This is a genomic window from Candidatus Palauibacter australiensis (genome assembly GCA_026705295.1).
In the GTDB taxonomy this organism is placed as follows: Bacteria; Gemmatimonadota; Gemmatimonadetes; order Palauibacterales; family Palauibacteraceae; genus Palauibacter; species Palauibacter australiensis.
Genome location: JAPPBA010000130.1, coordinates 1 through 12,399, shown reverse-complemented (window position 1 = coordinate 12,399; position 12,399 = coordinate 1). Strand labels below are relative to the sequence as shown.

12 protein-coding genes are annotated in these 12,399 nt (G+C 69.4%); 6 read left to right on the top strand and 6 right to left on the bottom strand.

Annotation, left to right across the window (positions count from 1 at the left end):
- Window positions 1–34: 34 nt before the first annotated feature.
- Complete coding sequence (locus OXN85_10365; GenBank protein ID MCY3600357.1) at window positions 35–1,591, bottom strand: serine hydrolase; 1,557 nt, start codon at window positions 1,589–1,591, stop codon at window positions 35–37.
- A 194-nt stretch (window positions 1,592–1,785) separates the two neighbouring features.
- Here OXN85_10365 and OXN85_10360 point away from each other — a divergent pair, with 194 nt between their 5' ends.
- Both OXN85_10360 and OXN85_10355 read left to right on the top strand, forming a co-directional pair.
- Entirely contained in the window at window positions 1,786–3,462 is a 1,677-nt protein-coding gene (locus OXN85_10360) for an amidase (GenBank protein MCY3600356.1), read from the top strand.
- Between the two features lie 64 nt (window positions 3,463–3,526).
- Complete coding sequence (locus tag OXN85_10355) at window positions 3,527–4,570, top strand: deoxyhypusine synthase family protein (GenBank protein MCY3600355.1); 1,044 nt, start codon at window positions 3,527–3,529, stop codon at window positions 4,568–4,570.
- Window positions 4,571–4,600: 30 nt separating this feature from the next.
- Here OXN85_10355 and surE read toward each other — a convergent pair whose 3' ends face one another.
- Window positions 4,601–5,536 carry a 5'/3'-nucleotidase SurE gene (surE, locus tag OXN85_10350; GenBank protein ID MCY3600354.1) on the bottom strand — a complete coding sequence of 312 codons (936 nt, stop codon included), beginning with the start codon at window positions 5,534–5,536 and terminating at the stop codon, window positions 4,601–4,603.
- Window positions 5,537–5,673: 137 nt separating this feature from the next.
- On the opposite strand from surE, the gene OXN85_10345 reads away from it, so the two are divergent.
- Window positions 5,674–6,117: a hypothetical protein gene (locus OXN85_10345; GenBank protein ID MCY3600353.1), complete on the top strand. Its 444-nt coding sequence runs from the start codon at window positions 5,674–5,676 to the stop codon at window positions 6,115–6,117.
- Between the two features lie 34 nt (window positions 6,118–6,151).
- Here the strand turns inward: OXN85_10345 and OXN85_10340 are convergent, their stop codons facing one another.
- A complete protein-coding gene (locus OXN85_10340; GenBank protein ID MCY3600352.1) occupies window positions 6,152–8,080 on the bottom strand; it encodes a ferrous iron transporter B in 1,929 nt (642 codons plus the stop codon).
- A gap of 150 nt (window positions 8,081–8,230) precedes the next feature.
- Between OXN85_10340 and OXN85_10335 the strand changes: the two genes are divergently transcribed.
- Window positions 8,231–8,449, top strand: coding sequence for a FeoA family protein (locus tag OXN85_10335; protein ID MCY3600351.1), 219 nt, complete (start codon window positions 8,231–8,233; stop codon window positions 8,447–8,449).
- Window positions 8,450–8,505: 56 nt separating this feature from the next.
- Here OXN85_10335 and OXN85_10330 read toward each other — a convergent pair whose 3' ends face one another.
- A complete protein-coding gene (locus tag OXN85_10330) occupies window positions 8,506–8,976 on the bottom strand; it encodes a DinB family protein (protein ID MCY3600350.1) in 471 nt (156 codons plus the stop codon).
- 76 nt (window positions 8,977–9,052) lie between these two features.
- Here OXN85_10330 and OXN85_10325 point away from each other — a divergent pair, with 76 nt between their 5' ends.
- Both OXN85_10325 and OXN85_10320 read left to right on the top strand, forming a co-directional pair.
- Window positions 9,053–10,366, top strand: coding sequence for an FAD-dependent oxidoreductase (locus OXN85_10325; GenBank protein ID MCY3600349.1), 1,314 nt, complete (start codon window positions 9,053–9,055; stop codon window positions 10,364–10,366).
- The gene (locus OXN85_10320) at window positions 10,366–10,824 is read left to right on the top strand and encodes a DUF2569 family protein (protein ID MCY3600348.1); all 459 of its coding nucleotides are present in this window, start codon (window positions 10,366–10,368) and stop codon (window positions 10,822–10,824) included. The genes OXN85_10325 and OXN85_10320 overlap by 1 nt, the downstream gene beginning before the upstream one ends.
- A gap of 28 nt (window positions 10,825–10,852) precedes the next feature.
- Here OXN85_10320 and OXN85_10315 read toward each other — a convergent pair whose 3' ends face one another.
- Both OXN85_10315 and OXN85_10310 read right to left on the bottom strand, forming a co-directional pair.
- The gene (locus tag OXN85_10315; GenBank protein ID MCY3600347.1) at window positions 10,853–12,073 is read right to left on the bottom strand and encodes a hypothetical protein; all 1,221 of its coding nucleotides are present in this window, start codon (window positions 12,071–12,073) and stop codon (window positions 10,853–10,855) included.
- Complete coding sequence (locus tag OXN85_10310; protein ID MCY3600346.1) at window positions 12,070–12,279, bottom strand: hypothetical protein; 210 nt, start codon at window positions 12,277–12,279, stop codon at window positions 12,070–12,072. Before OXN85_10310 ends, OXN85_10315 begins: the two co-directional genes overlap by 4 nt.
- Window positions 12,280–12,399 lie beyond the last annotated feature (120 nt).

Genomic DNA, 12,399 nt, shown 5'->3' with positions numbered 1-12,399 from the left:
GGTCGTTTCGCGGGCGGCCCAACCCGCTTGGGCCTTAGCGACGGCGGCGAAGTTCCGCCCAGTGCGTGAGGGCGTTCCCCAGGCGCACGTTCGGGAGCGTGATCGCCGTCACGGAGCCGTTCAGCGTGGCGCCTCGCAGCCTGAGTTCGACGGAAAGCACGTAATCGGTGCGGTTCGCGTCCTCCGTGCCGATGTCGCCCCTGAAGCCGCCTCTCAGGTACTCGCCGTCAAAGCGGGCGCTGTTGAGCAGCGTCCACAGGTCGTCGCCGAGTTGGACGTGGACGCGTCCCCCGTCGTCGACCGCGAGCGCCAGCGGGTGCGGCCCGAGGTGCGTGTCCACCTCGCCGACCCACTCCCCGGCGAGCTCCGGCATGGGCGCGAAGTCGATCAGCGGAGCGGTGCCGTCTCCCGCCTCCTCGAGAATCCCCTCGCGCTCCAGCCGGTGCGGGTCCGGAACCTCCGGCCGCGTCGGCTTCGACACGGCGTCCGGGAACAGCGTGTGCCAGAGGAGGTTCGAGACATAGCCGGTGAGGGGCGTCGCGGAATTGGAGAGAACGACGACGGCCGCGTTCTCTTCCGGGGCGATCGCGAGTTCGGTGCGGACGCCGCCCATCCCACCGCCGTGGCGCTGGAGACGGAGACCGCCCGGCAGTTCGCGCAGCGACCAGCCGATGCCGTATTCGGCGGCGGGACCGCTGCTTCCGCCCGGTTCCCGCATGCGCTCGATCGCCGCGTCGGAGATGATCCTCCGCTGATGGTCGAGATCGTGGCCGAGGTGGAACATCCCGAAGCGGACGAGGTCGTGCGCGCTGCTGAACACGGCGGAGCCGCCGGGGTGGTCGAAGTCGTAGAACGGGATCGGACTCTGGTCCGTCGCGTACCGCGTCGCCGTGAAGTCCTCGAGTCCCAAACCGATGCCGACCGATGTCCGCGTGAGGCCCAGCGGCCGGAACACCTCGTCGCGCATGAAATCGGGGTACGACTGCCCCGAGGCGCGCTCGATGATGTAGTCGAGGATGCCGTAGCCGAGGTTCGAGTAGTTCCAGCGTTCGTCCGGCGCCGTCACGAGGTTGGCGTAGCGTCGGATCGTCTCGTCCATGTGCGGCCGCCGGTACGGTTCGTCCTCGTAGAAGAACTGGTAGTGGAGGGGGAGTCCCGCGGTGTGGCTCGCCACGCGCCGCACCGTGGCGCCGTCAGCGTCCCAGGTCCGCCCGTCGATCTTTGCGGGGCCGAGGTAGTCGTTCGCGGGCGCGTCGAGGTCGATGAATCCCCGTTCCACGAGGATCATGAGCCCCGTCGCCGTGATCGGCTTCGAGATCGAGGCCAGCGAGTACATCGTGTGCTCCGTGGCCGGAACCCGCCGCTCCCGGTCCGCCCACCCGAAGCCCTCCTCCCACACGACCTCGCCGCCCCGTGCGACGGCGACGGCCATCGAGGGCTGGTCCCAGGCCACGAGCGCGCGCCGGATCTCGTCACGGACGGACGCGAAGTCGGGGGCGGTCTGACCGCGCACGTCGGCCGCGCCGAGGGACACGACGGCGAGCGGGACGCCGAGCCGCAGGAAGCCGCGACGTGTGACGGTGGCCCTCATCCTCATCTCCTTCCGGAAGTGTGACCCCGGACGGTGGAGCGGGACGCGGGCGGGCGTCAATGGGGCCGAAGCGGGGCCGCGGCCGGCGGACTCATTGACCGTTGGACAAAGGGGCGTCCATGATGCGTCCATCGCGGAGCCGGGCCGGGCGTTTCCGCGGCGCGGCGGACCCCCGAGATCGGAAGGAACGAACCATGTCCGAGATGGATCGGCGCACTTTCCTGCAGGCCGGCGCGGCGGCCGGCGCCCTGCTCTCCCTCGGCGGCTGCGCGCCCCGGAACGACGACCCCGGCTCCGGATTCGGAGGATCGGGGGATGAGACCTCGGCGGCCAACATCCCGGACTTCGCGCTCGAAGAGATCACGATCGACGACGTCCACGCGGGCATGCGCTCGGGCGAGTACACCTGCCGATCGATCACGGAGATGTACCTCGAGCGGATCGAGGCATTGAACCGGCAGGGGCCGCGCCTGTTCGCGGTGCTCGAGACGAATCCGGACGCGCTTGAGATCGCCGACGAACTCGACCGCGAGTTCCAGGCCTCGGGGCCGAGGGGACCGCTGCACGGGATCCCGCTCCTGCTGAAGGACAACGTCGATACGGCGGACGGGATGACGACGACGGCCGGATCGACGGCGCTCCTCGGGTCCATCGCGCCGCGGGATTCGTTCGTGGCGGCGGGGCTGCGCGCGGCCGGAGCGCTCCTGCTCGGCAAGGCGAACATGAGCGAGTGGGCGGGCTGGAAGTCGTTCGAGTTCGGGGCCTCGGGCTGGAGCGGCCGCGGGTGGGACGGCGGCCGGGGCGGCTTCTGCAAGAACCCGTACGCGCTCGACCGCACGCCGGGCGGGTCGAGTTCCGGGTCCGGGTCGGCGGCCGCGGCCAACCTTGCGGTCGCGACGATCGGCTCCGAGACCGACGGCTCGATCGTCGGCCCTTCGTCGCGCAACTGCCTCGTCGGCATCAAGCCCACGATCGGCCTCCACAGCCGGGGCGGGGTCATCCCCATCGCCCACAGCCAGGACAGCACCGGCCCCATGGCCCGCACCGTGCGCGACGCCGCGATCATGCTCGGAACCATGGTCGGCGTCGACCCCCGCGACCCGCTGACCGCCGCGAGCGCGGGCAACTTCTTGACCGACTACACGGGCGCGCTCGACCCGGCCGGCCTCGACGGCGCCCGCGTCGGCGTCCTGCGCGAGTACGCCGGCTTCGACAGCCGCGTCGATGGCCTGTTCGAGGAGGCGCTCGACGCCATGCGCGCGGAGGGCGCGACCGTCGTCGACCCCGTCACGCTCCCGGAGGAACTCCGGTTCGGCAACGAGTACGAGATGGAGGTGCTGTACCACGAGTTCAAGGCGGATCTCAACGCCTACCTCGCCTCGCTCGGCCCGGACGCCCCGATCAAGTCGCTGGCCGAACTCATCGAGTACAACGAGGCGAACCACGATCTCGAACTCGCCCTCTACGGGCAGGAGCTGCATGTGCGCTCGCAGGAACGCGGGCCGCTCACCGACCAGCGGTATCTCGACGCGCTGGCCGCGAGCCACCGCCTCTCCCGCGACGAGGGGATCGACCGCGCCATGGACGAACATCGGCTCGACGCGCTCGTCGGAATCACGGCGGGCATCCCCGCCGTGCAGGATCCGCTCGACGCCTCGGGCGGGGGCGGCGGGGGCTGCTCCACGCCGCCGGCGATGGCGGCCTACCCGAACATGACGGTCCCCATGGGCTTCATCGGAGGGCTCCCGGTCGGAATGTCGCTCTGCGGCCGCGCGTGGAGCGAGGCGACGCTGATCCGGATCGCCTACGCCTTCGAGCAGGCGACGAATGTCCGGCAGCCGCCCGCGTTCCAGCCCACGCTGCTCGTCTGAGCGGCCCCGCGGCGACCCGCACGCGGCCGACGTCGACCCGAACCCCGGGCCCCGGGCGCAGCGCGTGACGCTCACCGACTTCATCGAACGTCACTACCGCCACTTCAACGCGGCGGCGCTGCGGGCGGCCGCCCGCGCCTGGCGCGAGCTGGTCGACGAGGGCGGACAGATGCTGGTGACGCTGGCCGGCGCCATGAGCACGGCCGAACTCGGCCTCTCCCTGGCGGAGATGGTCCGGGCCGGGAAGGTGCACGCGATCTGCGCCACCGGGGCGAACCTTGAGGAGGACCTGTTCAACCTCGTGGCGCACGACCGTTACGTCCGCATCCCCGACTGGCGCGCGCTCACGGCCGAACAGGAGAAGGACCTCGAGCGTCGCGGGCTGAATCGCGTGACCGATACCTGCATCCCCGAGGCCGAGGCGTTCCGCGCAGTCGAGGCGCCGCTGCGCGAGCTGTGGCGGGCGGCCGACGCCGCGGGCGAGCGCCGGCTCCCGCACGAGTACCTCTACCGACTGATCCGCGACCGGACCCTCGCGGAGCGCTACCGGATCGATCCGGCCGATTCCTGGCTCGTAGCGGCGGCGGAGGCCGATCTCCCCCTGTTCGTGCCGGGCTGGGAAGACTCGACGCTGGGCAACGTCCTCGTCGCGGAACAACTCGGCGGCGGACTGGGCCGACCGGGGCCCGTGCACGGCGGCACGGAGTACATGGCGGCGCTCGCCGAATGGTACGTACGCACCAGCACCGGCCGAACCCTGGCGGAGGCGCCCGAAATCGACGCGGATGCGGCGGGGGCGCGGGTGGACGCGAGTGGCGACTCCGACGCGAAGCCCGTCGGCCTGTTCCAGATCGGCGGCGGGATCGCGGGCGACTTCCCCATCTGCGTCGTCCCCATGATCCGCCAAGACCTCCGCAGGTGGTGCCCCTACTGGGCGTACTTCTGCCAGATCAGCGACTCCACGACGAGCTATGGATCGTACTCCGGCGCCGTCCCCAACGAGAAGATCACGTGGGGCAAGCTGGACGTGGACACGCCGAAGTTCGTCATCGAGTCCGACGCGACGATCGTCGCCCCGCTCGTGTTCGGCTACGTCCTCGGCTGGTAGACCGGCCGCGGCCCCGCGACTGTCGGGATGCTAGGTCCCGTCTCCTCCGTCCTCGAGGAGCGCTTCCAGGTCCCAACCTCCCAGAGCCTCGACGGTCGAGTGGTCGGTCCAGTCGAAGCGGAGCGGCGTGATCGTGACGAGGCCCTCGTTGTACGCCTCGGTGTCGCTCCCGGCCGGGATGGCCTCAGGAGGCCCGAACACCGCGCTGAACCAGCGGCCTCCCTCGGCGTCATCGACCTCCTCGCCCGGATCCCCGGTCACCTCCTCGTGGACGATGCGGAAGTAGCTGCCGCCCATGGGCCGGGCCGCGATGCCGCGCGTCTCGGCCGCCGTCGCGGCCGGGAAGTTGAGCGAATAGACGATGCCGATCTCCGGCCCCCGCCGCCGCAGTTCCGCGACGAAGCGGGCGACGATGCCGGCGGCGTGCTCGAACTCGCCCGGGCCCGAGTCCTGCGAGGCCGCCACCGCCGGAATCCCCAGGTACGCCCCCATCATCGCGGCCCCCACCGTCCCGGACATGTGCGAGATCTCGCCGACGTTCGCGCCGATGTTGATCCCGCTCACGACGAGATCGAAGCCGGATTCCGGCGCGAGCACGCGGACCGCGAGGCGGACGGCGCTGGCCGGCGTGGCGTCGACGCAGTTCCCCGCCGGCGTGGCCCGGACGCGGAACTCCTCGTCAAGGCTGATGCTCATGCTCGTCCCGCTCTGCTGGCTGCAGGGCGCCACGACCGTCACTTCTCCGACCTCCCCCAGGGCCGCCGCGAGCGCCTGAATGCCGGGCGAGTCGATCCCGTCGTCGTTGGTCACGAGAATGTGGTAGGGAGACGTGTCGCCCGGCGCTTCCGGTGCTTCTCCGGCGGGTTCCGCACCGCACGCGAGCGTACCGCACCAGGCAACCGCGGCGACGGCGCCGACGATGACCCGGGCCGGTCCAGGCGGTACTACGGCGTTTCTGGCGAACATCGGCCATCCCTCTCTGTTTCTGTTCCCGGTTCCGTTGTTCCGATACTGCGGGATGGATAGTCTCGCACGATGGGATACGGGGAAACCCACAGCCTGCCGGCCCGACGGGTCGGAGCGCGAGCCGGGAGAGTAGCAACATGAAGACGGTCCTGAAGCTGGCGGCGCTCGTCGTCCTGCTGAACGTCGTCCGCTACACGGTGGGCGGGTTCATCGAGGGGTTCACGATCATGGAACCCATGCACCGGCCCCTGCCGCTCTTCCCCGAGGCGTTCGACCAGGACTTCACGTCCACCGACTTCATGATCTCGCTGGGGTACAACTACGCGATGTGGTTCGTGGCGGCGGTCGTCTTCCACCTCCTGAACCCGGTGCTCCGGGGCTCGATCTGGGTCCGCAGCCTGAAGAGCTATCTACTGATGGCCGCCTTCTTCTGCGCGCTGGCCGCCGTCTACATGAACCACTACGTAGCGGGGATCCGGCCCTTCTACTACTGGAGCATGGTCGACGCGCTCATCGTCTTCACCGTCGTTGCGCTCGCCAACGCCCTCCTCTATCCCCGGTTCTTCGGCGACCCGGCCTAGCGGCCCGGCCTGACGACCCGACGGATCGGCGGCCTCAGAGTAGCTGGTTCGCGGCCAGGGCTCCGGCGTAGGCCAGGGCGAGCATGTAGCCGAACTGGGCCAGCGGCCATTTCCAGCCCGCCGTCTCCCTCCGCATCATGGCGACCGTCGACATGCACTGAAGCGCGAACACGAAGAAGACGAGCAGGGCGATGGCCCCCCCGAAGTCCAGGTCCCGCTGCAGCGCCGCCCTCAGCTCGAGCGATGTCTCGTCGCCGTCCTCGATGCCGTAGATCGTGCCGAGCGTGCCGACGATCACCTCGCGCGCGGCGAGCGAGGAGACGAGGCCGACCCCGATCCTCCAGTCGAAACCGAGCGGTTCGATGGCCGGTTCGATCACCTGTCCCATCTGTCCGAGCGCGCTCTCATCGACCGGTGGCGGGGCGCCGTCGACCCGGGGGAACTGTGCCAGGACCCAGAGGACGACGGTCACGGCGAGGATGATCTTCCCCACCCGCCGAAGGAAGATCTTGCTGCGGTCGAGGAGGCGGAGGGCAACCGTCCGCAGCGCCGGAATCCGGTACGGAGGCAGTTCCATCACGAAGCCGGAGGGCTTCCCCCGCAGGAACGTGCGCCGGAGCAGGAAAGCGGTGCCGATGGCCGCGACGAGGCCCAGCGCGTAGAGGCCGAGCATCGTCGCCGCCCGCGTCCCGACGAACGGCCCCAGGAGCGGACGTTCCGGGATGAACGCCGCGATCAGGAGGGCATAGACCGGCAGCCGCGCCGAGCAGGTCATGAACGGGGCGATGAACATCGTCGCCATCCGGTCGCGCTCATCCTCCACGGTACGCGAGGAGAGGATCGCCGGCACCGCGCACGCGTAGGCCGAAAGCAGCGGCAGGAACGCCCGTCCCTGCAGTCCGACCCTCAGCATCGTGCGGTCGGCGATCACCGCGGCACGCGCCATGTAACCGGAGTCCTCCAGGAGTCCCAGGAAGAGGAAGAGGATGAGGATCTGGGGGAGAAAGACGAGCACGGAGCCGACCCCCGCCCACACGCCGTCGATGAGAAGGTCCCGGAACCAGCTCGCCGGAAGCCGTGCCGCCAGCCACTCGCCGGAGGAGGCGATGCCGAGTTCGACCCCGTCCATGATCGGCGTGGCCCACGTGAAGATGGCCTGGAACACGAGCGCGGCGAGGACGAGGAACACGGCCGGGCCCGCGATCCGGTGCAGGAAGAGGGCGTCCAGACGCTGCGTCAGCTTCGGCGGGCCGGCCGACCGATACTTCGCGGCGGCGAGCGCGTTCTGGACCACTTCGCGGCGGCGGGAGAGCGCGTCCATCGTCGGCAGCCCGGCTCGCCCGGCCGGGGAACCCGACCCCGACTTCGCGCTGGCCGTGGGTGTCGCCGAGCGCAGGGCCACCCGGTCCAGGAAGTCGGCGACCGCTTCGACGCCCCGCCCCGTGCGCGCGTCGGTCCGGACTACTTCCACGCCGAACGCGGTGGCGAGCGCCTCGTCGTCCAGCGTGCCGTCCCCCGCCTCGAGTTCATCCGCCATGTTGAGGACGAGGAGCGTGGGGCGTTCGCGTTCGAGCACCGGGCCCACGAGCATGAGCTGCGTCTCGAGCCGGACCGCGTCGACGATGAGGACGATGGCCTCGGGCTCGCGCAGCCCTCCGATCCGCCCTTCCAGCACGTCGCGCGTGACGCGCTCATCGGGGGAACGGGCCGAGAAACCGCTCACCCCCGGCAGGTCGACGATGTCCAGGTCGAGCCCCGAGGCGAAGCGCGCCCGGCCAACGTGTTTCTCGACCGTGACGCCCGGATAGTTCGCAACCCTTTGCCGCAGTCCGGTCAGTCGGTTGAAGAGCGTCGTCTTGCCCGAGTTGGGCGGACCGATCAGGGCCACGACGGGCGGCCCGGAAACGGGCGCGTCCGTACCGGCTCCGCGGTCCGCGCGCGTCGGGGTCGCGACTGGGGGCATGATGGGAAACTACCGATAACGATTATTGTTAGTTGAGACTGGTTCTCAACTGACGAAGACGCTAGTATGCTGCGCTCCGAGGGTCAAACCAACGTGAGGGGCAATCCCGGCGTGAAGAACGGAAGATCGCGCGGTTCCCGGACGTCGCTGATGGACGTGCCGCTGCGTACGGCGGTGGAACTCGAGCGCATCGACGCACCGAGCGACGAAGTCGGGCCGCTCCTGGAGCGCGGCATCCTGCCGGGCTGCCGACTGCGCCGCGTTCGCAATTCCCCCGCGGGAGACCCGATCATCTCCGTCGAGGGCACCCTCCTCGCCCTGCGCCGCGAATCCGCCGCGCAGCTCTTCGTGCGCGAGGTAGAGGTATAAGAGGTATAAAGGGCCTCACAGGCCCCGCCCGCCGCGCTGACGCGGGCAACGGGCTGCTACGCGTACGGCATCACGGGCACCTTGCCGAGCAGGCGCGCGTAGACCGTGAGCGCGCCCCGGTGGTGCGCCGTGTGATCGACGATGCCGTTCACGATCGCCCCTCGCGGCTGCCCCTCCATGATCTGCGGATCTTCGATGGGCGCGCGGAGATCGTCGTCCGACGCGGACCCGATGACCTCGATCGCCCGGCCGTAGGCCCGGTCGACCCACGCGACCGCCTCGGCCAGTGAAGTGACGGCCCGCGTCTCCTCGAGATGTCCCTGGAAGTCCATGTTCCAGCCGTCTCCGAACGCGCCGTCGACGAACCAGTCGACCGTACCGGCGGCGTGCGCCACGTGGCCGGCCACGGTGAATACGTCAGGGTTGGGCCCGAAACCCGAATCCTCCTCCGTGAACGTCTCCAGCGTCTTCTTGAACAGGCTCCTGGACATGGAAAGCTGTGCGGCCAGACCTTCGGCGTAGGACATGGATGCTCCGTGGGGCTTGATGTTCGGTTTTTATTCGGATTGCGGATCATGCGCCCCGGCCGGAGCGTTGTCAAGCGTGAACAACCATACAACACTCAGCCGCCGGGACTTTCTCGCCCGCGGCAGTGGCGCCCTGGTCTCCCTCGCCCTGGGCACCGGCTGCTCGGGCGACGGCATGGGTCCGGTCGTCGGTGTGCCGCCATCGCCCTCACCCGAAGATCGGGTCGACGTGATCGTGGTGGGCGCCGGTCTCTCCGGGCTGGTCGCCGCGTACGAGTTGGTCCGGGCGGGGCACGATGTCCGGGTTCTGGAAGCAGGAAACGCGGCGGGGGGTCGGGTACAGACACTTCGCGAGCCCTTCGACGACGGACTCATCGCCGAATCCGGCCCGGCCCGCATCCCGCCCGACCACGATCGAACGCTCGGCTACCTCGATCACTTCGGGATCGAGACCTCGCCCTTCTATCCGCAGGACGGTGAGTACCTCATCGTTCCCGAGCGGGGAGACCGCTACCGGGAGTCGCCGGGCGTGTTCCTCGGTGGGGGGTGGGACACGTGGCTCAAGATTCCGCCGGGGACCGACGCCTTGCCGATGGCTTTTGCCGAAGCGCTCGGAGACCGGGTGCGGTACGGCTCGCCGGTGACGAGGGTGGTCCGGGACGAGGCCGGGGTCGTGGCCTCGTACGGAACCGGCGACGCGGCGGGGGAACTGAGGGGCGGCCACCTTATCTGCACCGTCCCCCTCCCCGTCATCGACAGGATCGTGTTCGACCCCATCCTCTCGGCGGCGAAGCGAGCGGCCTTCGAAGCCACTTCCTACCAGGACGTCACTCGGGTCTACGTCCAGTACGCGGAACGGAATTGGGAGGGGGACGGCTTGAACGGCTGGGGGTTGTCGTTCCTGGGGGGATTCTCCGAAATGTGGCATCCGACCTGGGATCAGCCGGGACCTCGGGGAATCCTGATGTCGTACATGTACGGAGACATGGCGCGCGCGGTCGCGGCGATGGAGCCCGGCGCCATCGTACCCGATTTCATCGATCGCTTTGATGGCCTGTTCCCCGGCTCCCGCGAGGTCGCGGAGCGCGGAACCCACTTCGCGTGGGAGCACCAGCCCTGGATCGGGGCCGCATACACCCGGAACGATCCCCCGTTCGCCGAGCACCCGGAACTGGCATCGCCCGAGGGCCCCATTCACTTCGCTGGCGAGCACGCTTCGGGGGAGCGGGGGTGGATGCAGGGAGCCCTCCAGTCGGGCCTCCGAGCGGCTTCGGAGATCGACGCGACCGTGACGGGGGAACGTGCCCGCACGACCGTGGCGATCTCGCGGCGGCGGATGTCGCACCGCGTCGCGGGCGCCCTTCGTGCACCGGAATGGCTGGCGCCCTGATGGGACCAGCTCCAAACACGGAGACCCCGATCGACGGAACCACGCCGGTCGGCGTGGGAGGTTGGCTCCTGGTTTACTTGTTGGGTTCCATCCCGTTCCTGCTCGTCCATTCGGCGGGCCTGTCGGGATGGTTTCTTGACTATGCCCTCTGGCTGCTGGGCGCGATCTTCCTTCTCCTCGCGTCCCCGCTCGCCCTCATCCTCCTGAAGTCGCCGCGAGCCCCGAGGTGGAACGTCGTCGCGCTGTGGGTCGTCGCCCTCGTGATCACGCTGCGCGCGGCCGCCGTCCCCTTCAATCTCGAGACCGACGGGGCGGCGCAGAGGAGAAACCCCGAGGAATGGGTGGCCGCAATCGCGATCCTCGCGGCCATCGTGGTGGGGTCGCTGGCGTGGGCGACAGTCTGGACGGCCTACTTCCGGCGATCGCTCCGCGTGCGGAACACCTTCGGTTCGCGGTGAGGAGCGCGCGCCGGGGTGGGAGAGATTCTCAGCGGATCCCGGGCGGCAGCCGTCTCACGGTGATGACCGGGACGTCGAGCGCGTCCGTATCGATGAAAGCGACGAGGCCGTCCGGACCGAACGCGGCCGGCATGTCGGGCAGCGTCGCGGTACCCGGCGCGAGCGTGCCCACGTAGCGCCCGTTCGGCGCGATCACGTCGATCGAGCCCGGCTCGTCCGAGCCCGACTCCGTGCTCCGCTGGACCCACAGCGTACCGTCCCAGGTCGCGCGCACGGCCGTGATAAGCGGCACTTCCGGAAAGAACCGCATGTTCTCCGCGGCCGCCAGCCAAGCCGTCTTAACTTCGTTCACGAGCGCGATCATCTCCGGCGTCGGCGTCCCGAACCATGTGTCCCTCCGGCTTCGTCGTATCTCGAGCAGGTGCTCGCGCTCAGACCGTTTCATCTCGTCCGTCACCGGCTGCGGCTGAAGGGGTCGGCGCAGGATCCGCGATACGGTGCCGGAAGGATCGGTGAGTTTGAGGGCGTAGCCCGACGAGTCGGAAAGCGCGATCGCGCCCGAGGGCAGCACGTCGAACAGCACCTCCGGCTCAAACCCCCACACTTCGCCGATCACGTCCGCGATCGCCCTGTCTTCACGGTCGCGACTTTCCTCCCGTTGACGCGGGGCCCAGGCCTCCACCAGCGTCTGCTCCGTCAGTTCATCCGACGACATGTCGATCCGCACGATCGAACGCTCGCTGCGGCCGATCAGCGATCGAAGATCCGTTCGTGCCGGTCGAAGCCCCGGGCGACTCGCGATGCCGAACCCTGAGCCGGGTTCCCGCACCGTGTCTTCGAACTCGCCGTCGGGACTGAAGATGTGGTATCCCCTGCGCATCATGTCCTCGACGACCGCGCGCCCGTCCTCCCAGACGACGAGTTGTGTCGGGGCACGGAACTCGCCGGGACCCCCGCCCCCGCGACCAAAATCGCGCACGTATCGACCGACAGCATCCACCACAACCACATGCGTAGCGCCCGCCACCCCTGCCCCGTCCAGCACGTAGAGGTTGCCCGCGCCGTCAAAAGCTACGTTTCGGATGGCTGCGAACTGCTCCCACTCGGCCGTCGCGGTGGCCGATCCGATCCGGTACTCCAACTCGAGGTCCGCTGAGAGCGGAATGTCCTCCGCCGGCAAGTCGACGACTTCCTGCGCCGATAGGCCGCCCGCGCCCAGCGCAGCCGCGAGCACCAAGGTTCCCTTCATGGAGCCGGGGGAGGTCGCGCCGACTCGAGGCGGATCGCGGGTGGGAGCCGCCACACCGTGATGACGGGGACGTCGAACTCGTCCGTGTCGACGAAGGCGACGAGGCCGTCCGGGCCGAAGGCGTCCGGCATGTCGGGGAGCGCGGCGGTTCCGGTCTCGAGCGTGCCGAGGTAGCGCCCGTCCGGCGGACGGAAGTAAATTCGCATCTTCCCATGGAAGTTGAACTTACGAGATTGGACGGCCGGATTCCAGCCGTTTGACTCCCGCCGATTGCGGATCTAGCCGCGAGACCTTCTGCGGGCTTCCAGCGCCTTCCGAAGCTGTCC